The sequence below is a fragment of the Exiguobacterium sp. SH0S7 genome (assembly GCF_004337195.1).
In the GTDB taxonomy this organism is placed as follows: Bacteria; Bacillota; Bacilli; order Exiguobacteriales; family Exiguobacteriaceae; genus Exiguobacterium; species Exiguobacterium aurantiacum_A.
The window spans coordinates 462,713-483,625 of record NZ_SJVA01000001.1 but is presented as its reverse complement, the minus strand read 5'-3'; the positions used below and the strand labels follow the sequence as shown (position 1 = coordinate 483,625).

General features: G+C 52.5%; 18 protein-coding genes, 1 riboswitch and 1 other annotated feature. Of the genes, 12 read left to right on the top strand and 6 right to left on the bottom strand.

Translation table 11 applies throughout. From position 1 onward, the window contains the following. Position 1 precedes the first annotated feature (1 nt). Positions 2 to 1,573 carry a phosphoenolpyruvate carboxykinase (ATP) gene (gene pckA / locus EVJ22_RS02510; RefSeq protein ID WP_071397873.1) on the bottom strand — a complete coding sequence of 524 codons (1,572 nt, stop codon included), beginning with the start codon at positions 1,571 to 1,573 and terminating at the stop codon, positions 2 to 4. 317 nt (positions 1,574 to 1,890) lie between these two features. Then, a riboswitch (SAM riboswitch) is annotated at positions 1,891 to 2,010 on the top strand. Positions 2,011 to 2,141: 131 nt separating this feature from the next. On the opposite strand from pckA, the gene metK reads away from it, so the two are divergent. Beyond that, complete coding sequence (gene metK, locus EVJ22_RS02505; protein ID WP_071397872.1) at positions 2,142 to 3,350, top strand: methionine adenosyltransferase; 1,209 nt, start codon at positions 2,142 to 2,144, stop codon at positions 3,348 to 3,350. Positions 3,351 to 3,391: 41 nt separating this feature from the next. On the opposite strand, the gene EVJ22_RS02500 is transcribed toward metK, so the two are convergent. After that, positions 3,392 to 3,889: a YtxH domain-containing protein gene (locus tag EVJ22_RS02500; RefSeq protein ID WP_071397870.1), complete on the bottom strand. Its 498-nt coding sequence runs from the start codon at positions 3,887 to 3,889 to the stop codon at positions 3,392 to 3,394. Between the two features lie 164 nt (positions 3,890 to 4,053). On the opposite strand from EVJ22_RS02500, the gene EVJ22_RS02495 reads away from it, so the two are divergent. Further along, positions 4,054 to 4,524, top strand: coding sequence for a GNAT family N-acetyltransferase (locus EVJ22_RS02495; RefSeq protein ID WP_071397869.1), 471 nt, complete (start codon positions 4,054 to 4,056; stop codon positions 4,522 to 4,524). A gap of 89 nt (positions 4,525 to 4,613) precedes the next feature. Further along, a complete protein-coding gene (locus EVJ22_RS02490; protein WP_070329405.1) occupies positions 4,614 to 5,330 on the top strand; it encodes an alpha/beta fold hydrolase in 717 nt (238 codons plus the stop codon). Positions 5,331 to 5,361: 31 nt separating this feature from the next. Here the strand turns inward: EVJ22_RS02490 and mnmM are convergent, their stop codons facing one another. Further along, positions 5,362 to 5,931, bottom strand: a complete 570-nt coding sequence (gene mnmM, locus EVJ22_RS02485; protein WP_071397868.1) for a tRNA 5-(aminomethyl)-2-thiouridylate-methyltransferase MnmM — start codon at positions 5,929 to 5,931, stop codon at positions 5,362 to 5,364. Then, positions 5,885 to 6,868, bottom strand: coding sequence for a tRNA modification radical SAM protein MnmL/YtqA (gene mnmL, locus EVJ22_RS02480; protein ID WP_071397867.1), 984 nt, complete (start codon positions 6,866 to 6,868; stop codon positions 5,885 to 5,887). The genes mnmM and mnmL overlap by 47 nt, the downstream gene beginning before the upstream one ends. Before the next feature lie 170 nt (positions 6,869 to 7,038). On the opposite strand from mnmL, the gene EVJ22_RS02475 reads away from it, so the two are divergent. The 5 genes from EVJ22_RS02475 to EVJ22_RS02455 all read left to right on the top strand — a co-directional run bounded on the left by EVJ22_RS02475 (position 7,039) and on the right by EVJ22_RS02455 (position 13,551). Continuing rightward, positions 7,039 to 8,220: an MDR family MFS transporter gene (locus EVJ22_RS02475; RefSeq protein WP_084812919.1), complete on the top strand. Its 1,182-nt coding sequence runs from the start codon at positions 7,039 to 7,041 to the stop codon at positions 8,218 to 8,220. 131 nt (positions 8,221 to 8,351) lie between these two features. Further along, entirely contained in the window at positions 8,352 to 9,098 is a 747-nt protein-coding gene (locus EVJ22_RS02470) for a bacteriorhodopsin-like (protein ID WP_071397866.1), read from the top strand. 57 nt (positions 9,099 to 9,155) lie between these two features. Next, positions 9,156 to 9,373: a binding site (T-box leader), on the top strand. A gap of 42 nt (positions 9,374 to 9,415) precedes the next feature. Next, positions 9,416 to 11,818, top strand: a complete 2,403-nt coding sequence (leuS, locus tag EVJ22_RS02465) for a leucine--tRNA ligase (protein ID WP_131443061.1) — start codon at positions 9,416 to 9,418, stop codon at positions 11,816 to 11,818. A gap of 117 nt (positions 11,819 to 11,935) precedes the next feature. Next, positions 11,936 to 13,027 carry a hypothetical protein gene (locus EVJ22_RS02460; RefSeq protein WP_131443059.1) on the top strand — a complete coding sequence of 364 codons (1,092 nt, stop codon included), beginning with the start codon at positions 11,936 to 11,938 and terminating at the stop codon, positions 13,025 to 13,027. A 14-nt stretch (positions 13,028 to 13,041) separates the two neighbouring features. After that, positions 13,042 to 13,551 (top strand): pyrophosphohydrolase domain-containing protein, encoded by a 510-nt coding sequence (locus EVJ22_RS02455; RefSeq protein WP_131443057.1) that lies wholly within the window; start codon positions 13,042 to 13,044, stop codon positions 13,549 to 13,551. Positions 13,552 to 13,860: 309 nt separating this feature from the next. On the opposite strand, the gene EVJ22_RS02450 is transcribed toward EVJ22_RS02455, so the two are convergent. Then, positions 13,861 to 15,138 (bottom strand): BaiN/RdsA family NAD(P)/FAD-dependent oxidoreductase, encoded by a 1,278-nt coding sequence (locus EVJ22_RS02450; RefSeq protein ID WP_131443055.1) that lies wholly within the window; start codon positions 15,136 to 15,138, stop codon positions 13,861 to 13,863. A 140-nt stretch (positions 15,139 to 15,278) separates the two neighbouring features. Here EVJ22_RS02450 and EVJ22_RS02445 point away from each other — a divergent pair, with 140 nt between their 5' ends. Further along, positions 15,279 to 16,985, top strand: a complete 1,707-nt coding sequence (locus tag EVJ22_RS02445) for a putative polysaccharide biosynthesis protein (protein ID WP_071397861.1) — start codon at positions 15,279 to 15,281, stop codon at positions 16,983 to 16,985. Then, a complete protein-coding gene (locus EVJ22_RS02440) occupies positions 16,975 to 17,685 on the top strand; it encodes a pseudouridine synthase (protein ID WP_071397860.1) in 711 nt (236 codons plus the stop codon). The genes EVJ22_RS02445 and EVJ22_RS02440 overlap by 11 nt, the downstream gene beginning before the upstream one ends. Before the next feature lie 99 nt (positions 17,686 to 17,784). Here the strand turns inward: EVJ22_RS02440 and EVJ22_RS02435 are convergent, their stop codons facing one another. Then, positions 17,785 to 18,006, bottom strand: coding sequence for a DeoR family transcriptional regulator (locus tag EVJ22_RS02435; protein ID WP_083274163.1), 222 nt, complete (start codon positions 18,004 to 18,006; stop codon positions 17,785 to 17,787). 306 nt (positions 18,007 to 18,312) lie between these two features. Here EVJ22_RS02435 and pepV point away from each other — a divergent pair, with 306 nt between their 5' ends. Together pepV and EVJ22_RS02425 are read left to right on the top strand one after the other, a co-directional pair. Further along, positions 18,313 to 19,698 (top strand): dipeptidase PepV, encoded by a 1,386-nt coding sequence (pepV, locus tag EVJ22_RS02430; protein WP_071397859.1) that lies wholly within the window; start codon positions 18,313 to 18,315, stop codon positions 19,696 to 19,698. A 59-nt stretch (positions 19,699 to 19,757) separates the two neighbouring features. Further along, positions 19,758 to 20,909, top strand: coding sequence for an MFS transporter (locus EVJ22_RS02425; protein ID WP_233589571.1), 1,152 nt, complete (start codon positions 19,758 to 19,760; stop codon positions 20,907 to 20,909). Positions 20,910 to 20,913: the final 4 nt, after the last annotated feature.

Here is a 20,913-nt window from a genome sequence, read left to right as displayed (position 1 = left end):
GTTAAAAGACGATTGGCCCGGCCGCGATGACTTTCTCACTCGCTTTCGTGAATCGTTTAAAGTTTTGTTGGAACTTCAAGGCGAGCGCTCGCGCTTCGACATCGTAATGAGCGGCATCTTTCCAAGTGTCACGTGGGTTGAGCACGTCTTGTGGGACGCCGTCGATATGGACCGGGATGTCGACGTTGAAGATGTCGTGCTTCACAGTGTCGACGTCACGCAATTGACCGTTGATCGCGGCGTTCACCATGGCCCGTGTGTAGCTGAGCTTCATACGCGAACCTTCACCGTAAGCTCCGCCGGTCCAACCCGTGTTGACGAGATAGACGTCGACGTTATGCTGTTCGATCAACTTGCCGAGCATGTCGGCGTATCGTTCCGGGGCGAGCGGCAAGAACGGTGAGCCGAAGCAAGTCGAGAACGTTGCTTGTGGCTCGGTCACGCCGCGCTCCGTCCCGGCTAGTTTTGACGTGTAGCCTGATAGGAAGTGATACATCGCTTGCTCTTTCGTCAACTTGCTGATCGGCGGGAGCACCCCGTAAGCATCGGCCGTCAAGAAGACGATCGTGTTCGGGTGGCCGGCCCGTGAAGGGAGCATCGCGTTATCGATAAATTGAATCGGGTAAGCTGCTCGCGTGTTCTCGGTGAGCGAGATGTTTTTGTAGTCTGCTGAGCGGTCTTCGTTCAAGACGACGTTTTCAATCAACGAGCCGAAACGGATGGCGTCATAAATTTGCGGCTCGTTCTCACGCGATAAGTTGATTGTCTTGGCGTAGCAACCGCCTTCGATGTTGAAGATGCCGTCTGGTGACCAACCGTGTTCATCGTCACCGATGAGATGACGTTCCGTATCGGCCGAAAGCGTTGTCTTGCCCGTTCCCGATAGTCCGAAAAAGAGCGCCGTCTCCCCGGCGTCCGAGACGTTAGCCGAGCAATGCATCGACAAGACGTGCTGTTCAGGTAATAGGAAGTTCATGACCGAGAAGATTGATTTTTTGATTTCGCCGCCGTATTCTGTTCCCCCGATCAGAATGGTACGCTTGGCGAACGAAACGAGGATAAACGTCTCTGAGTTCGTCCCGTCAACTGTTGGGTCGGCTTTGTAGCTCGGCGCATAAATGACCGTGAACGGGTCAAACGCACCGGCTGTCGGCCACTCACGCAAGAACAACTGCTTCGCGAACAAGCTGTGCCATGCGTACTCGGTGATGGCGCGTACCGGTAACGTGTAGTGCTCATCTGCTCCAGCCGAAGCTTCGAGATAATACAGCTTCTGTTTCGTCTCGAGATGGGTGAGGACTTTGTCGAGAAGAGCGGTAAATTTTTCTTCTGCGATCGGCTGATTGACCGGACCCCAATCTACTAACGAGTTGCTGACTTCATCTTGGACGACGAATTTGTCTTTCGGTGACCGCCCTGTGAATTTCCCTGTACTGACCGATAAAGCCCCGTCTTTCGTCAGTACGCCTTCACCGTTACGAATGGCTTCTTCCACCAATTCTGGAACGGTTAAGTTCCGTAATACATCGGCACCCTTAATTAATTCTTCGATTTTCAGGAGCGTAGTCGCCATCCTGAATCCCACCTTTCCCCTAAATAGATGTGGATGAAATCCGCATACTTCCGCGTTTAATTAGTATGACATTTTTATTATATGTGACACACTAATCAAAAACAAGCATTTCTTTACCCTTTAAAGTAAGCGCTTTCTTACAAGGACATTCTAACATATTCTGTATAAGCGGGGAGTGAAAAAACGGAAACCGTCAAAAAAATGTTTGATATTTCACAAACATAAATGATTTCCGTGATTACGAAGAAATTTACAAATTAAGCAGATACGCTTGACAGAACGGTATGGCATTTATATGATGGTGTTCGTAACGGATACTCTTATTCTGAGCGGTGGAGGGAACAAGGCCCTACGAAGCCCAGCAACCGTCCGATCCTGTAGTCTTTTTCGGAAAAGGTGCTATCCTGAAGCGAAGCGACAGCTTCGAACGATAAGAGGGTAAGGAAGAACGATTCAACCTTTCCCATTGAACGTGGCGAAAGGTTTTTTTCATTACCGTCCCAAAGCAACGCGTAAGGGGAACGAGTACCGTCCACACATCACCCTTATTAATAGGAGGTTTTTCGAAATGTCAAACTTGAACCGTCGACTTTTCACTTCGGAGTCCGTCACTGAAGGACATCCGGATAAAATTTGTGACCAAATCTCAGATGCGATTTTGGATGCAATTTTGGCTGAAGATCCAAACGCCCGCGTTGCGGCTGAGACGTCTGTCACGACAGGTCTCGTGCTCGTAGCTGGTGAAATCACGACATCGACTTACGTGGATATCCCGAAAGTTGTACGTGAAACTGTTCGTGAGATCGGCTACACGCGTGCCAAATATGGTTTTGACGCTGAGACTTGTGCTGTACTCACAGCAATCGACGAGCAGTCGGCAGACATCGCCCTCGGTGTCGACCAAGCGCTCGAAGCTCGTGAAGGTCAAATGACTGACGAAGAGATCGATGCGATCGGTGCCGGTGACCAAGGCCTCATGTTCGGTTATGCAACGAACGAGACACCTGAACTCATGCCGCTCCCGATCTCACTTGCTCACAAATTGTCACGTCGCTTGGCAGAAGTTCGCAAAAACGGAACGCTCGCTTACCTTCGTCCAGACGGTAAGACACAAGTAACTGTCGAATACGACCAAGACAACAACCCGGTCCGTATCGATACGATCGTCATCTCGACACAACATGCAGAAGACATCACGCTCGAGCAAATCCAAGCGGACCTTAAAGAACACGTGATCGAAGCAGTCATCCCGGCTGAACTCATCGACGCCGAGACAAAATACTTCATCAACCCGACTGGCCGTTTCGTCATCGGTGGACCACAAGGTGATGCAGGTCTCACAGGACGTAAAATCATCGTCGACACATACGGTGGATACGCTCGCCACGGCGGTGGTGCGTTCTCAGGTAAAGATCCTACCAAAGTTGACCGTTCGGCAGCATACGCGGCCCGCTACGTGGCGAAAAACCTCGTGGCAGCTGGACTTGCTGACAAAGCGGAAGTTCAACTTGCATACGCGATCGGTGTCGCACACCCGGTTTCAATCGCGGTGGACACGTTCGGCACTGGTAAATTGAGCGAGACTGAACTCGTTGAACTCATCCGTGAGAACTTCGACCTTCGTCCGGCCGGCATCATCAAGATGCTCGACCTTCGTCGCCCGATCTACAGACAGACAGCAGCTTACGGACACTTTGGCCGCACAGACGTTGAACTCCCATGGGAGCAGACGGACAAAGCGGCAGTTCTTGAAGAAGGCGCAAAACGTTTCGCATAAGCAATAAAAAAACGACCTTTCGCGAGAAAGGTCGTTTTTTATTATGCTTGTGGTTTATTTTCGTTCGTAGTGTTCTCGTTGCCGAGTGCCGTATCTTTCGCCTCGACGACTTTCTCACCAATATCTTGTAAATCTGATTTTGCTTCCTGGGCCGTCTCGACGACTTTGTTCACGTCTTCTTTGACCGTGTCGACTTCACCGACAACTTTTTCATAGACGTTTTGCACATCGGTCGACACTTCTTGAATCATACCTGACGCCGACTTCACTTGCTCGATGACTTGAGACGCTTTACCGGCCGGATCTTCTTTGATCGTGTCGACGAGACCGCCGACAGACGACTTCGCATTCGTGAGCGACTGTTTCGTCGTCTCACGGTTCGACGAGCTAAGTAGGGCGATCAGACCACCGACGAGCGCACCGAGAAGCATCCCGGTCACGACATTGATTTTAGGACCACCCGAGTTGGTTTGGTCGAATTGGCGATTCGGGTTGTTAGCGTTAGCTGCATGTGGATCGTTTTGTAATGTTGGTTCCATATCTAAACACTCCTTTGTAAGTTGGCATTGGTACTCATATACCCTAGTTAAAATAGAAAATAACGTTCTGCTTTATTTCGACACGAAAAAGTAATAGAAGGGCAGGATATTTTTTACGTGATGGGGAATGATAGTACTAGATTGGCCAAAAGGGGGAAGCTGTTATGAAGATGCGGGAAGCCGTACCAGAAGATGCCGCCACGATTCGAGATATCGCACTTGCGACCATCAGTGTGACAGATGACGTTCGGTCTAAGGTGATGGAGCGCGCCTATCAACAAGAAGAGATCGTCCGGGCCATCGGTTCGAGTGAAGAAGCGAAAGAACAGTTGTTCATCGTCGGTGAGGCCGAAGGAGACGTCATCGGGTTTTACCATGCGATCGACCGCGGTGATACGTGGGAAGTGCTTCGTCTCTATCTTCATCCGGCTCACCATCGCCAAGGACTTGGGGCGGAACTGCTGACGCATCTCCAAGAGCGGAAGGCGCAGCCGATCGAGCTATACGTCGAGAGTTCGAACGAGCAGGCGATCGCGTTCTTAAGCCACCAAGCGTTCACCGAACTGAACCGAATTCAAGAAGAAGTGTACGATCAACCGATGGAGCTCATCCATTTGCGTTACGACCCACGCTAAGACTCCAGACGGATTTTCTTTCAAACATCAGTCAGCGGCTGATGTTTTTTGTTAGAATTGATGAGACATACTAATAATGAGGTGACAGCATGACATATGAAGAAGAATCACGAAAAGGGGTCATCGTGATCGTTTACCCGCTGCAGTTCACGTCCCGGCTCAGCGAAGCATTTTTGCAGCGACTCAGTGTCGACTATGAGGTGCTCGTCGTGACCGGACAGACGGTCGGACTAACGGCAGAAGACCATAAACAACTGATCAAGAACACGCTACGGGAAGCGAGTCAGTCCAAACTACCGATTCACGTCATCGCCTTCAGTCTCGGGGCGCTCTTGACGAACCGCCTTCTGCAAGAGTACGACGTACCGCTCGGGAGTTTGACATACATCTCCCCGCTCTTTGATTGGCATTCATCCCGCCAAATCGGCGGGCTCAAGCAAGTCGTCGCCAGTGCGGTCGACCGGTTCCGCCCCGATTTGCCGCTCAGTATGATGACGTTCACTGGCGGCGGGGAAGAGTCATCTCGTTTCGGCGAGATCACGTACGCGCAGTACCGCGAAATCGAAGAAGAGATCGTCGAGCATCAAGAGGAGAAGAAACATTTACCTCGCTTACCGCTCGCTTGCTTCTACGCGCCGGACGATCGTTTCGCCGATGTGAAGCTGACGTTGAACGTCTGCCGCAAAATCGGCGGCGATCAAGTCTACATCCGTCGGCTCGAAGGGTTCCCGCACTTTGGCTATGAACGGTTGAACACGAAGTTCGCGGAGACGCTGTTAACGTTTTATGAATTGATTCGGGAATAAATAACAGGCGACTCGCGTGAGTCGCCTGTTATTATGCCCGTTTTTCGATTGCCACGATGAATGGCGGATGATTGATTTGGTTGACGAAACCGTAACGGAGGACGCCGGCTCGTTTTTGGTCGAGTGACTCGACGAACGTGAGCACTTCGTCCCGCTCGACTTTCCCGCTCTCATGGCCGTGGTAGATGACGACGACGATGACACCGCCGACGGCCATCACGTCGAGCAATTGCTCGAGGGCGTCGATCGTCGTGTTGCCGGTCGTTGTGATCGACTTGTCGCTCCCGGGCAAGTAGCCGAGATTGAAGACGGCCGCCGTGATCGGGCGGGTTTCATCCGCGACGACCGCCTTGACCGTGTCGTGGCTGTCGTGGACGACCGAGACACGATCAAGCAGATCGGCGGCGGTGATGCGGTCTGTCGTCGCCTTGACTGCCGCCTCTTGGACGTCAAACGCGTAGACGTGGCCGCTGCCGACTCGTTCTGCTAGAAACAATGTATCGTGTCCGTTGCCGGCCGTCATATCGATGGCGACGGCACCGTCTGTAACGTGTTCACTTAATAGATGCTTCGCGAACGGTAAAACTCTCATTAATCCCATAGATCTCATCCTTCTTTTTTCCTTGGAAGGAATCACGACGTTCCAACTCGGCGTTGATGGCGTTCAAGACGGCCATTTTGTGCCGGCTCCACGTCGGTCCGATCAATAAGTCGGGTGGACCGTCGCCCGTCAATCGATGAATCACGATCTCAGGCGGTAAGTACTCGAGCTGATCGCAGACGAGCGAGACGTATGTCGTCTCGTCCATGAGTTCGAGCAGCCCTAACTCGTATTGTCTGGCGAGCGGCGTCTGTTTTAAGACGTGGAGCAAATGGATCTTGATTCCTTGTATATCCATTTTAGCAACTTCTCGGGCCGTGTCGAGCATCATGTCTGGCGTTTCACCGGGAAGCCCGTTGATGATATGGACACAGACGGAAATGTTCCGGCTCCGCAGTTTCGCGAGACCATCGAGGAACGTCTTATAGTCGTGGCCCCGGTTGATCTTTTTCGCGGTTGAGTCATGGATCGTCTGCAGGCCGAGTTCGACCGTGAGCGACGTCCGCTCGTTCAACTCAGCGAGATAGTCGACGACGTCGTCTGGCAGACAGTCGGGTCGTGTCGCGATCGCGAGTCCGACGACGCCTTCTTCTGCGAGTGCCGGTTCGAACAGCTCACGCAAGCGCTCTACGGGTGCGTACGTGTTGCTGAACGCTTGGAAGTAGGCGATATACAACGCCTGCTTCCATTTCCGATGCAGACGGGCCGTGCCCTCGGCGAACTGGACCGGGATCGGATCACAGGCGTTGCCGGCAAAATCGCCGCTGCCGTCATCCGAACAGAACGTGCAGCCGCCTTTTGAGACGAGGCCGTCGCGGTTCGGACACGTGAAGCCGCCATCGAGCGGGACTTTGAACACTTTCTCGCCGAATTCGCGACGATACGCTTCATTTAATTTGTGGAATCTAGCTTGGCTAAACGGATTATTCAATGCTATCCTCTCCTTCCTTGCTCATGCTATCACAAGGTGGAGCTTGCTTTACTTCATAATAAGTAATTTTTCTTGACAGTTATGTAGCGTTCCGTTAGCTTGGAGAAGGACTCATCACAGATTCGGCCGTCGTGCCGGATTTTTTATCGTTTAAAGGAATGAAAGGAGTAACGGGTATGAACAATAAAATGCCGATTTCGGTATGGATTCTAGTCATTGCGATGGCGCTCAACACAACGGCGGCGTCTTTTTTATGGCCATTTAACACACTCTATATTAATGGATATTTAGGCGAGTCGATGACGCTCGCAGGTATTGCGCTGCTCGTCAACTCGGCGCTCGCGATCGCTGGTAACTATATCGGCGGGACGTTGTTCGACCGCATCGGCGGGAAGCGGACGCTCGTCATCTCGGTCGGGCTGTTGCTCGCGAGCTCGCTCGGCTTCTTATTGTTCCATGCCACGTTCTTCGGGTATTTGGCTTGGCTCGGTTTGATCGGGTTCTCGGGAGGTCTCGTCTTTCCGACCGTATACGCGTTTGCCGGTTTGATCTGGCCTGAAGGCGGTCGACGCTCGTTCAACGCGATCTACGTCGCCCAAAACGTCGGTGTCGCCCTCGGGACGGCGATGAGCGGTCAGATCGCGCGTATCAACATCGAGTGGATCTTCTATGCGAACTTCTTCTTGTCGGTCCTTTTCGTCGTTGTGCTGTTGTTCGGCCTGCGCTACTTAAAAAACCCGGGTCGTCCAATCGTCCAGTCTCAGCTCGAGGCCGCGGCGACGACGCTCTCTGGTGCGACGATGAAATCGATGTGGTTTGTCGCCATCGGTTATGCCGCACTCTGGTTCGTCTACGTCCAGTGGCAAGGAACGATTGCCGTCCATTCGAAAGACCTCGGTGTGACGATCAGCCAATATTCATTGCTGTGGACGGTCAACGGGGCGTTGATCGTGTTCGCCCAACCGCTCCTTAACCGGGCGCTGCGCTACTTTGAAGACGATTTGAAGCGCCAACTCGTCGTCGGTGCTGTCATTTTCCTCGCTGCTTTCATCATCGTCCCGTTCGCGGGAGGATTTACGATGTTCATGGTCGCGATGATCGTCATGACGATCGGTGAGATGTTCATCTGGCCGGCCGTTCCGACGATCGCCGCAAAACTTGCACCTCCAGGTAAAGCCGGACAGTTCCAAGGACTCGTCAACATCGCCGCGTCGGTCGGACGGATGATTGGACCGACGCTCTCAGGACTCACGTTCGATTTGCTCGGGATGAACGCTGTGTTTGGATTGCTGCTTCTACTCATTGTCACAGCGCTGTTCTTCTTTATGAAAATCAGTTCGTTGAATCGTCAAACTTGATTCGAATTGCACATCGACCGCGTATTCAATTCGCATGCGATGTTGCAATCTCATTTAAAATCTAGGTAAAGGATCCTTTCACATAATCGTTCCGTCGTTTCCTGTTTCTAGCCGATGAGGGGATGTACACCATGAACGAAGAAGTCAATTTACTCGTGCTCGCGACCCAATACATGTTTTGGGTCGGATTTGTCGGAATGGCCGCCGCGACGCTCTATTTTCTAGTGGAACGAAACAGCCTCGACCCGGAATATCGTTCCGTCGCCACGGTCGCTGCCTTGGTCACGTTTGTCGCTGCCATCCATTACTATTTCATGAAGGACGCCGTCGGGGATACGGGACTGTTGTCTGAAATCACAGGTTTCCCGACCGAGATTCGTTATATCGATTGGCTCGTGACGACACCGCTCTTGCTCGTGAAGTTCCCGTTGCTCCTCAGTTTGAAAGGGAAGATGAAGTCGGGACTGCTGACGAAATTGATCGTCGCCGACATTATTATGATCGTTTCGGGATATCTCGGTGAATCGTCGATCAACTTGAACGGCGGCTTCACGCAACTTGGATTGTGGGGCTATCTAGTCGGTTGTTTGGCCTGGATCTATATCATCTACTTGCTGTTCACGAACGTCACGAAAGCGGCGGAATCGTCGCCGGCCCCGATTCGGAAAGCGCTGCTCAACATGCGCCTGTTCATCTTGATCGGTTGGGCGATTTACCCGATCGGTTACGCGGTCACGCTGTTCGCGACCGGGGTAGAGGTTCAGTTAGTGCGTGAGCTCATCTACAACGTCGCCGACTTGGTCAACAAGGTCGGATTCGGATTGATCGCTTTCTTCGCAGTGAAAACGATCTCGACGCTCAAACAAATTAAAACGTGATTGTAAGTTCACATTGACGTGGATTTTTATCTTGCGCTAGAATGAAGAGGTGAGATAAAAATTGCGTTGATAAGGAATAGTATCGTAAGGTCGATATTGTAGAGAGCCGGTGGTTGGTGTGAACCGGTATATGGACCCCGAGAACTCGCCTTGGAGCTGTTCGCCTGAACGAAAAGTAGGGTGAACCGAAGTTACGCCTCGTTACCGGCGTCTCAAGTGGCAGACATGCAACATGGGTGGTACCGCGGAGAGCTTTCAAGCCTTTCGTCCCATTTACCGGGGCGGAGGGCTTTTTATTATGCAGAGGAGGAATAATTTTGAGCTATTTTAAACATCAAGACATCGAGCCGAAATGGCAAAAGCGTTGGGAAGAGAAAGATTCATTCCGGGCGACGGAAGATCCGGACAAGGAATGTTTCTACGTCCTCGACATGTTCCCTTACCCGTCAGGAGCCGGACTTCACGTCGGTCACCCGGAAGGTTACACGGCGACAGATATCATCGCCCGTATGAAACGGATGCAAGGCTATAACGTCCTTCACCCGATCGGTTGGGACGCGTTCGGTCTTCCGGCCGAACAGTACGCCCTCGACACAGGGAACGACCCGCGCGAGTTCACGGAGCGTAACATCGGGACGTTCCGCCGTCAGTTGAAAGACCTCGGCTTCTCGTACGACTGGGACCGTGAGATCAGCACGACCGACCCGAAATACTACAAGTGGACGCAATGGATCTTCACGCAGCTCTATGAGCGTGGCCTTGCCTACGTCGACGAAGTGGCGGTCAACTGGTGTCCGGCCCTCGGTACGGTACTCGCTAACGAGGAAGTCATCGACGGATTGTCTGAGCGTGGGAACCATCCGGTCTACCGCGTCCCGATGAAACAGTGGGTGCTCCGCATCACGCATTACGCCGAGCGGTTGCTTGATGATTTAGAAACACTCGACTGGCCAGAGAGCGTCAAAGAGATGCAACGCAACTGGATTGGAAAATCGGTCGGCGCCGAAGTCGACTTTAAAGTCGACGGGCACGATAAAGTCGTTACCGTGTTCACGACGCGGCCTGATACTCTTTACGGAGCGACGTACGTCACACTCGCGCCTGAGCACCCGTTCGTCAAAGCAATCGCGACGCCGGAACAACTCGTCGCAGTCGAAGCGTACGCGGAAGAAGTCTCGAAGAAGACCGACCTCGAACGGACCGATCTCGCCAAAGAGAAGACGGGTGTCTTCACGGGCGCTTACGCGGTCAACCCGGTCAACGGGGAACAACTTCCAATCTGGATCGCTGACTACGTCTTGTCGACGTACGGCACGGGTGCGGTCATGGCCGTACCGGGCCACGATGAGCGAGACTATGAGTTCGCGAAGACGTTTGACCTCCCGATCCGTGAAGTCGTCAAAGGCGGTAACTTGGATGAAGCGGCTTACACGGAAGACGGCGAACATGTGAACTCAGGAGCGCTCGACGGTCTCAATAAAGTCGATGCCATCGCCAAAATCATCGAAGAACTCGAACTTGCCGGCACAGGCCGGGCGAAGACGACGTATCGTCTCCGTGACTGGTTGTTCAGCCGTCAACGCTATTGGGGCGAGCCGATCCCGATCGTTCATATGGAAGACGGGACGCTCAAGACGGTATCGATCGAAGAGCTTCCGCTCGAACTTCCGATCATCGATGAGATCAAGCCGTCAGGCACAGGCGAGTCACCACTCGCGAACGCAGACGAGTGGTTGACGTACACAGACCCGGTGACGGGTGAGAAGGGTCGTCGTGAGACGAACACGATGCCGCAATGGGCCGGCAGTTGCTGGTACTACATCCGCTACATCGATCCGCATAACGAAGACATGATCGCCGATCCTGAGAAGTTGAAGCGCTGGCTCCCGGTCGACTTGTACGTCGGTGGTACGGAGCACGCGGTCCTGCACTTGCTCTACGCGCGTTTCTGGCACAAAGTACTCTATGACATCGGGATCGTCCCAACGAACGAACCATTCCAAAAGCTCTACAACCAAGGCATGATTCTCGGTGAGAACAACGAGAAGATGTCGAAATCAAAAGGCAACGTCGTCAATCCGGACGATATCGTCAAGTCGCACGGTGCCGACACGCTTCGTCTCTATGAGATGTTCATGGGACCGCTTGATGCGGCCATCGCGTGGTCGACGAACGGCCTTGACGGGGCACGTCGCTTCCTCGACCGTGTCTGGCGTTTGTTCGAACAAGCGAAACTCGAAGACGTCGCTGCGACGGCCGGCTTTGAGCGCACGTACCATCAGACTGTGAAAAAAGTGACGGAAGATTATGAGGCACTTCGCTTCAATACAGCGATCTCGCAACTCATGGTCTTCATCAACGAAGCGTACAAACAAGACACGTTACCGAAGCAAGAGATGGTCAACTTCATCAAGATGCTCGCTCCGGTCGCACCACACTTGGCTGAAGAGTTGTGGGAGCGTCTCGGGATGGCAGAAGAGTTGACGTATGCGGCGTGGCCGACGTTCGACGAGTCGAAACTCGTCAGCGATACGATCGAGGTCGTCATCCAAGTGAACGGCAAGCTCCGGGCGAAGATGCACGTGACGCGCGACGCTTCAAAAGAAGCACTTGAGGCGGAGGCACTCGCGAACGAGCGTGTACAAGAGTTCACTGAAGGAAAAACGGTCCGTAAAGTGATCGTCGTCCCAGGTAAACTCGTCAACATCGTCGTAGGATAAGTTAAGGAATGTGTGACATTGTCACACGTTCCTTTCTTTTTGGGGATGCCGTTTTCTTTTTGAGGCGGTTTTGTTACACTAAAGGGCGACACTGAATATAAAGGGGACTAAGCGTCCATGAAACGATCTTACGTACTGTACACGACGTTGTTTGCGGTCGTGGTCGGCGTGATTCTTTGTTACGTGTTCGTTTTTTCAGACGAAGACATTCAAAGCCAAATCGCTGCGACATTTGAAAAGATTGAGATTCAAACGAGTCATCAAGCGACGTCGATGCCTCCGGTCGAGGCCTCGCCAGACGAAGAAGACATCGATACGACCGATGCGCTCGAACAAATACAGAATATTGACGAGGTTTACTATAGCGACACGATCGGGGCTTATTTGGTCTTGACGAAAGACAACGACTTCTTTGAAGTGAGCGGAAACGCGAATCGAGTGAACGCTTCGTTCAAGCTCGAGACCGAGAATCAATCGTTCCCGCTCGGTGACTTTATCGGGATGCGTATGATTGCAGAAGATAAAATTTATGCCGTCACATCGACCGGTGTCATCGTGACGATCGAGCGAGAAGAAGGACGTTGGATGGAGCGCGAACGAAAAGCAATCGGCGGGCTTGTTTCGACCGATCGGCTGTTCGGGCTCGGGTACGACCAAGAGACGGAACGGCTCATCATCATGAACCGCACGGCAGCGACACAGGATGTCGAACTCATCTATGTACAAGAACGGATTATGAAGGCGAAAACGCCGGAGGAACCCGAAGCGACACCGGATGAGGAAGCCGAACCAGCAACGGATGAACCGGCCCAATCGGCTGAAGAAACGATCGAGACGGATGCTGTCTCTCCGGAAGATGAGGCACTTCAATCAGAAGGAACGGAAGAAACAGAAGACGTCGAACCGTTGACGGAGTGGACGATTGAATCACGCAAGCCGCTCACGACGGAAGGGATGAGCGCCTCGATTCAACAGAAGTTTGAGAAGTTCCGTGGGGTCGGTCTCGTCGAACGGCAAGGACGGATTTATGTCCTCGATTCGGAAGAACTCGTGTTATATACGATCAACCCAGGGGAAGGGACGATGAACGGTCAAATGGTGACGCCCCGCGTCTACGGTTCGACCGGCATGTTCCTGCAAGACAATGAAATTTTTGCAATCGTACGACCAGACGTGTTCGATCTTGACGCATTCGTCTCGGTCGACTGATAGGAGCGGATTAAATGAGTAAACGCTATTTTTATGAAGAAGTACGCCAGTTTCACGAAACTTTCGGACACCCGGAAGCAAGCGTGCCGAGCCCGCTCGAACTTGATCGGGCCGTGAAACGGTCGGTCTGGACGGCAGAAGAAGCGGTCGTCGAATTTTTGCACCAGTCGGCCCGGACGGAAGACGAGTTTTTGCAAGCCGTCGCGACGTTCCAGCAAGGGTTTGAGAAAGCCGTGCACAAATCGCTTCAAGAAGCGCCGCCGACGAACGACGTCGACCGGCTCGTCGGTCAAGGGGACGCGCTCACGGACGCACTCTATTTCGTGATGGGGAGTTTCGTCGAGCTCGGGCTCGACCCGGTGCCGCTGTTTGAAATCGTCCAGCGTGCCAACATGGCGAAACTCGGCCCGGACGGATTGCCGATCCTGCGCGCGTCAGACAATAAAGTCATGAAGCCTGAAGGGTGGATGCCACCCGAGCCTGAACTCGAGGCTGAGGTCCATCGCCAAATGGCAGAAAAATAAGAGAGCGTGGTCACTAGGACCACGCTCTCAGGTTGTTGATGAACCAAATCGTAAACAGCGATCTGGTTCATCTTTTTTTATGTTCAAGGGCCTTGAGACGCTCTGCCTAACATAAAATTGAAGTCGAGTCCGCAGTAGCCCGATGTCGACCGTTTAAGTTGCTCGTCAGACGGCGCCCCGACTCCTGCAGGAAAGCAATCCGACGGAGACCCAGCAGCGACGTTAGTCGCGATGCGGCTCCGGGATTGCCTGCGAAAGCGTGGGCGCCGATAGGATGAGCGATATCACTCCTGTTAGTCCACGCTCTCTTTACGTTGCAGGCTCGAGTGTGGAGAATTCCGCCGCATGTGACCCGGCGCAGTGGCCGGTCGTGAAAGCGGCCGTAATGTTATAGCCGCCCGTGTATCCATGAATATCGAGCACCTCGCCGGCGAAGAACAAACCGTCTGCTTTTTTTGACATCATCGTCTGTGGGGCGATCTCTTTGACCGAGACACCACCGCCAGTGACGAACGCCTTATCGAAGTCGAGCGTACCTGTCGCGTGCAGTTCGAACGTCTTGAGACGCGTCGCGAAATCGATAACCGATTGTCGTTTCAACTGGCTCGCGTCCTCTTCGCCGAAAGCGAGTTCAGCCAAGAGGAGGTCGAGCATCCGCTCCGGGATGAACCCTTTCCAGACGTTTTTGACAGCACGTTTCGGCTGAGCTTGGACTTGGTTCCACAACTCTTGAACGAGCTCATCGCGCGCCATGTCCGGGAACAAGTCAAGGGATAGGGCGACGACCCGTTCTTTGCTGCGCTTGCGTTCTTTGATCGTATATTGGCTGCATCTGAGTGCAATCGGACCCGAAATGCCAAAGTGGGTGAAGATCATGTCACCGCGGTGCGTCTTGATCGGCTTCCCTTTTTTACCGTGCACGGTGAGTGCGACATCACGAAGCGACAGTCCTTGCAACTGTTTCGTCCCGATGAACGAATCGTTCAATAGGATGGGTACCTCGGTCGGGAATAGTTCTGTGATCGTGTGCCCCGCTTTCTCGGCCCACGGATAGCCGTCGCCGGTCGAGCCGGTGTGGGGGACGGATTGTCCGCCGACGGCGATGACGCATGCCTTGGCCTCGATCCGTTCCCCGTCTTCTAATTCGACCGCTTCGAACTCGTTTGCTTCATTAAAATGGAGCGTCTTCACTTTCGCGTTCTTCCGAATCTCGACCCCGAGCGAATCGATGGCGCGAAGGAGCGTGTTGACGACGTCCTGGGCCTTGTCCGTCACCGGGAACATCCGGCCATTGTCTTCTTCTTTCAACGGGATGCCGAAGCCCGTGAACAAATCGATGATGGACTGATTATCGAACTGGGCGAGGGCGCTGTATAAAAAGCGTCCGTTCCCAGGAATGAATTGAATCAACTCATCGACCGGTTTACGGTTCGTAACGTTGCAACGTCCTCCGCCTGAAATGGCGAGTTTGCGTCCGAGTTTAGAACCTTTATCAATCAGGAGCGTGTTCGCTCCGGCTTTTGCGGCTGCATAGGTCGCCATCAGGCCGCTTGGGCCTCCTCCGATGACGATGACATCTTTCATCATAGTATCCCTCGTTTCTGTTTCAAATCGACACGTAAAATTATCGTAACTTTATTATCCGCAACAGTAAGAGTATAATGAGAAACGGTCGTTTTGTAAAACTAGGACATTTCAAACGTTGTATGAATAGATGGAGGTATCTCATGTCATCAAGCGTCAAACAAGATTCAGGACGAGAATCCTTCGTCAAAGGAACGCTGCTCTTATCAGCCGGGAACTTGATTTCCCGTGCGCTCGGACTGCTGTACACGTTCCCGTTCCAAGCGATGGTCGGGATTGCCGGTGTTACGTTATACCAAGCGGCATATACGTATTATGCGCTCATGATCGCCATCTCGACGGCAGGGATCCCGGTTGCCGTCTCGAAATTCATCGCCAAGTATAACGCGCTCGGCGAGTATGGGACGAGTCAACGGCTGTTCCGGCAAGGGATGAAGCTGATGCTCTTGACCGGTGTCGTCGCCTTTTTCTTACTCTTTTTTGCCGCTCCGTGGTTGTCGGAGCTCATGGTCCGCAATTCGGAAAATAATCAACAGTATATCGACTCGCTCACGCTCGTCACAAGAAGCGTCAGTTTTGCGCTCTTACTCATCCCGGCGATGAGTATGGTCCGTGGTTATTTCCAGGGACATCAAGATATGGCCCCGACGGCTATCTCACAAGTCATCGAACAGATCGTACGCATCATGTTCTTGCTCAGCGGAACGATGCTCGTCTTGTTCGTCTTCTCAGACTCGGAGTTCGTCCGTCCGCTCGCTGACACGCTCGGCGGGACGGCGGCGGTCGAGACGACGGAACTGAATGGATTGAAAGTGCTCGCCGTGACGATCGCGACGTTCAGTGCGTTCATTGGGGCGATCGGAAGTATCGTCGTCCTCGCGATGTACTGGCGCAAACGGAAAGACATTCATCGTCAAACCGACAACCCTGAAGGGACGCCGGTCCGTTCGATGAAGTCGCTCTTGCTTGAATTGCTCAGCTACTCGATTCCGATCGTCATGGTCGGCTTGTCGACACCGCTCTACCAGTTCGTCGATCAGTTGACGATGGTCAACACGTTGCTCAACGCCGGGAAATCGGTGGCTGAGGCGACGTCGGCGTTCGGTTTTTTGACCGGTAACGCCCACAAGATCGTTTTGATCCCGGTATCGATCGCGGCCAGTGTGTCGATGGCGACGATTCCACTCGTCACCCGATCGTTCACACACGGGGACATGGATAAAGTCCGCAATCAAGTCAATCATATTTTCCAAGTATCGTTCTTCGTGACGATTCCAGCCGTCATCGGACTCGTCGCGCTCTCAGAGCCGTTGTTTGGGACGCTCTTCCCGGGTGATCGGGAAGGGTGGGTCTACTTGCTCCACTACGCACCGAGTGCATTCTTCCTCGCCTATTACTCGGTCGCTGCGGCAATTTTGCAAGGAATCAATAAACAATACTTCACGATTTTCGCGACAGCGATGGGGCTCTTGACGAAAGTCGTCTTGAACGTCCCATTCGTATACGCGCTCGGCGGCATCGGTGCCGGGTATGCGACGATTGCCGGATACATCGTGGCGATCATCCTCATGGTGTGGAAGATTCAGCGGGCACTTCAGTTTCCATACAAACAACTGTTACGTCGCACGATCCTTATGTTTGCGATGGGTGCGGCGATGTTCGTTGCGGTGTATGGGTCGTTGTTCGTCACACTGAATGACCAACCAAGTTGGAGCAATGACATCGTTGCGACCGTCGTCGGCTTCGGGATCGGGCTCGTCGTGTATGGCTATCTCGGATGGAGAAGCCACTTGGCCGGGAAACTGTTAGGAAAACGATTCCAATATCGGAGGAAAAATAATGCGAATTGATAAGTTGTTAGCCAATATGGGCTATGGTTCACGTAAAGACGTGAAACTGTTATTAAAACAGGGAGCGGTTCGAATCGACGACCAACCTGTGAAAGATGCGAAACGTCACGTCGACACGGACAGTGAGACGGTCACCGTGCTCGGTGAGCCGGTCGAGTACCGTCCGTTCGTCTACTTGATGATGAATAAGCCGGCTGGTGTCATCAGTGCGACCGAGGACAAAGTTGAGTCGACGGTCATCGAATTGATCGACCCGGCTTACGCCCATTACGAGCTGTTTCCTGTCGGTCGTCTCGACAAAGATACGACGGGCCTGCTGCTCATCACGAACGATGGGGCGTTCAACCACGCTCTCATGTCACCGCGTAAACACGTCGACAAGGTGTATATCGCCGAAGTCGACGGTGAGATGACGGTCGAGGACATCCGCACGTTCGCGGAAGGAGTCGCTCTCGAGGACGGATACACGACGAAACCGGCGCGTCTTGAAGTGCTCAGTCAGACGGGCCAAAAATCGGTCGTTCGCCTGACGTTGTCGGAAGGGAAGTATCATCAGGTCAAGCGGATGATCGCTGCGGTCGGTAAGCACGTCGAACAGCTCGAACGTGTCCAAATTGGACCGCTCGAACTCGATGAATCGTTACAGCCTGGTGAATACCGTGAACTGACTGAAGCAGAAGTCGAACAGTTTTTGTCATGAATCAGGAGTGAAAAGTGAGACCGGATGTCAGAAAGGCATCCGGTCTCATTTTTTATGTAAAAAAAGAGGCCCCGCTCGCGGAACCCCTTGTAATTATATTCAATTTGCCGTCTTCAGTGAACGTTTCGATGACGTCCACGTGCCGCGACTCGGACTTTCTACAAGATTGTTGTATTCAAGTACGTTCAAATCACGCTGGACAGTGCGTGATGTGATGCCGAACTCTTCTACTAGTTCTGAAGTGGTAACGCAATCCCTTTCGTTGATAAATAAATAAATCGACTTAATACGGGTTAGCATACGATCTGTTGAACCTTTCATTGGATGACCTCCCAATGCGTAGAATGGTGAAAGACGAAACCGACGGACGACGAATGAAATATGAAATTGTTATTTTCTAAAATTACATCTTAAGTATAACGCTCCTAAACAGAAAAGCAAGAGAAAAGAACGAACGATTTCAATGTAAAGAACATGTTATGAACGTAAATATCGAATGAACGAACTGTAAATCATCGGTTATGGAGCTTAAAGACGAACGAAAAATTATTTTCGAAATAAATGTTCGTCTTTCTGACATTTGGATATACTAATAAGGGAGAGAACATTCGCAAAGGGGAGATTGACATGAACTGGAGACAAGAAGTCGACTTACGAAAAGATGCGTTTTTAAACGATCTTAAAGGATTACTTACAATTCCGAGCGTGTTAAACGAATCGAAAACAGGACCGAACGAGCCGTTCGGCCCAGAAGTCCGTCAAGCGCTCGACTATATGCTCGATCTAGGTCAACGTGATGGCTTTATCACAAAGGATGTCGACGGATATGCGGGACATTTAGAATACGGCGAAGGTGAAGAACTCGTCGGCATCTTGTGCCATCTCGATGTCGTACCAGCCGGGGGCGGGTGGACGTATGGGGCGTTCAACCCGACAATCACCGACGGCAAAATTTTTGCACGCGGCAGCAATGATGATAAAGGACCGACGATGGCTGCCTATTACGGACTGCGGATCGTCAAAGAGCTCGGTTTGCCACTATCGAAACGGGTCCGTCTCATTGCGGGCTGTGACGAAGAGAGCGAGTGGCGTTGCGTCCGTGAGTACTTTAAACAAGAAGAAATGCCGACGTATGGGTTTGCGCCTGACGCCGATTTCCCGATTATCAACGCCGAGAAAGGTCTATACGATGGCGTGCTCAAGCAACTTCCGATCCAGCACGGCACGGGAACGAAACATCACCTCGTCTCGTTCATCAGCGGGGAACGCCCGAACATGGTGCCAGACGTTGCGACAGCGGTGTTGAAAACGAATGAAGTGCTCGAAGACCAATTCGAGGCGTATCTCGAGAAGTATGAAGCGGACGGGACGTGTGTTTTTGAAGAAGGGATGTACACGTTCACAATAAAAGGCGTCGCGGCCCACGCGATGGAACCAGACAACGGGGTGAACGCGGCCTACGTGCTCGCAGGCTTCCTGCTCACGCTCGCGCTCGATATTCAAGGTGAGCGCTACATCGAGTTCGTCCGTCACGTCTTTGCGGACTCACGCGGCATCTCGCTCGGTATTGAAGCGAGTGACGAGACCGGGGATCTGACGATCAACGGTGGCGTCTTCCGCTACAACGACACGGAGCGGATGGCGACGGTCAACATCCGTTACCCGTATACGGCAAAGTTCACGGAACGTCTGCAAAACTTGAAAGAAATCGCGTTGTCATTCGGTTTCGAATTGACGACAAAACACCATATGCCGCCACACCACGTTTCGGAAGACCATCCGCTCGTGACAACATTAGCAGGCGTCTATGAGCGCCAAACTGGTGAATCAGCGCACCTGATGGCAATCGGAGGCGGTACGTATGCTCGCTCGCTCGAAGCCGGCGTCGCGTTCGGCGCATTGTTCCCGGGAGCGAAAGATGTCGCCCATCAGGTCGACGAGTATATGGAAGTTGAAGATTTATTACGTGCGGCCGCAATCTATGCGGAAGCAATTTACGAGCTCGCCAAATAATAACCTTTGAGAGCTGACTGCATCGGTCGGCTCTCTGTCTGTTAGGAAGGAAGTTGAACGTGAACCAGCAAAAAAAATCGTTTCAATCGATTTATGTCGCCATCTTTTTCGCACAAGGCGCCCTCATCCCATACATGGCCTTGTTCTTCTCACAAGCACGTTTTGATTTGTCACCGAGTGAGGTCGGGACGATCGTCGCCATTTTGCCGATTTTATCGATTGGTGTACAACCACTCTGGGGCATGCTGGCCGACCGCACGGGCCGAACCCGCGCCTGGTTAATGTTAGCAATGATTGCGGCTGCGGCAATCTCGCTCACATTTTTATTTGCGACATCGTACGTCTGGATCATTCTGTTGATGGTGGCCTGGTCGATATTCCAATGTGCCCACATTCCGCTCGTCGATATGATGACGCTCGACTACACGTCCCGCGCTAAAATCGATTACGGAGCCATCCGTTTGTTCGGCTCGGCTGGGTTTGCCATCGCGGTCTTCATGATCGGCCGGATTGCGGATACGTCATGGGGGTTATCGAGTACGTTTCTGCTTAGTGCGATCGTGCTCGTCGTCGGAACCGTCGCCTTGAAGCAAATTACGGATACGGGTGTAACCCATACGACGACAGCAGCCCCGTTCGCTTGGTCAGCCATTTGGAATGCACCGTTCGTGGCGTTTTTAGTCGGCGGCATGCTCGTCTTTGGTCCGATTTACGCAAACAACTACTATTTTGGAATTTATGTGACGAGCATCGGCGGCTCGACGACGCTCGTCGGGACGTTGTTTTTAGTGGCGGTGCTCTGTGAGATCCCGTTTATGAAAGTGGCGCATCAAATTGTCGCACGTCTCGGTACCGTCAACGTACTCGCTGGGGCAGCTTTGATTTCAGCGCTTCGGAACGGTTGGCTCGCACTCGAACCGTCGTTGTGGGTCGTTTGGTTGCTTGCCATCGTCCAAGGACTCGTCGTCGGATTGCTCATTCCGGTTGCACTTCAGTTTGTCCGAAGTCTTGTCAGCTTAAACGTCACTTCGACAGCGATTGGCGTCTATATGGCTGTCACATCGGGCTTGGCGACGGCCGCATTCAATCAGTTGAGCGGGATTATCATTGAAGTAGACAGCATTATCGGTGTATTTTGGATGTACACAGCAGTCAGTGTCATCGGCGCGATTTTATTCTTGGGACTGAGACGGTTCCGTGAGAAAGGATGACGAG

Excerpts from the sequence above, each read along its gene's own strand:
- pckA (WP_071397873.1), bottom strand. The coding sequence starts at position 1,573 with ATGGCGACTACGCTCCTGAAAATCGAAGAATTAATTAAGGGTGCCGAT.
- metK (WP_071397872.1), top strand. The coding sequence starts at position 2,142 with ATGTCAAACTTGAACCGTCGACTTTTCACTTCGGAGTCCGTCACTGAA.
- EVJ22_RS02500 (WP_071397870.1), bottom strand. The coding sequence starts at position 3,889 with ATGGAACCAACATTACAAAACGATCCACATGCAGCTAACGCTAACAAC.
- EVJ22_RS02495 (WP_071397869.1), top strand. The coding sequence starts at position 4,054 with ATGAAGATGCGGGAAGCCGTACCAGAAGATGCCGCCACGATTCGAGAT.
- EVJ22_RS02490 (WP_070329405.1), top strand. The coding sequence starts at position 4,614 with ATGACATATGAAGAAGAATCACGAAAAGGGGTCATCGTGATCGTTTAC.
- mnmM (WP_071397868.1), bottom strand. The coding sequence starts at position 5,931 with ATGGGATTAATGAGAGTTTTACCGTTCGCGAAGCATCTATTAAGTGAA.
- EVJ22_RS02475 (WP_084812919.1), top strand. The coding sequence starts at position 7,039 with ATGAACAATAAAATGCCGATTTCGGTATGGATTCTAGTCATTGCGATG.
- EVJ22_RS02470 (WP_071397866.1), top strand. The coding sequence starts at position 8,352 with ATGAACGAAGAAGTCAATTTACTCGTGCTCGCGACCCAATACATGTTT.
- EVJ22_RS02460 (WP_131443059.1), top strand. The coding sequence starts at position 11,936 with ATGAAACGATCTTACGTACTGTACACGACGTTGTTTGCGGTCGTGGTC.
- EVJ22_RS02455 (WP_131443057.1), top strand. The coding sequence starts at position 13,042 with ATGAGTAAACGCTATTTTTATGAAGAAGTACGCCAGTTTCACGAAACT.
- EVJ22_RS02450 (WP_131443055.1), bottom strand. The coding sequence starts at position 15,138 with ATGATGAAAGATGTCATCGTCATCGGAGGAGGCCCAAGCGGCCTGATG.
- EVJ22_RS02445 (WP_071397861.1), top strand. The coding sequence starts at position 15,279 with ATGTCATCAAGCGTCAAACAAGATTCAGGACGAGAATCCTTCGTCAAA.
- EVJ22_RS02440 (WP_071397860.1), top strand. The coding sequence starts at position 16,975 with ATGCGAATTGATAAGTTGTTAGCCAATATGGGCTATGGTTCACGTAAA.
- EVJ22_RS02435 (WP_083274163.1), bottom strand. The coding sequence starts at position 18,006 with ATGAAAGGTTCAACAGATCGTATGCTAACCCGTATTAAGTCGATTTAT.
- pepV (WP_071397859.1), top strand. The coding sequence starts at position 18,313 with ATGAACTGGAGACAAGAAGTCGACTTACGAAAAGATGCGTTTTTAAAC.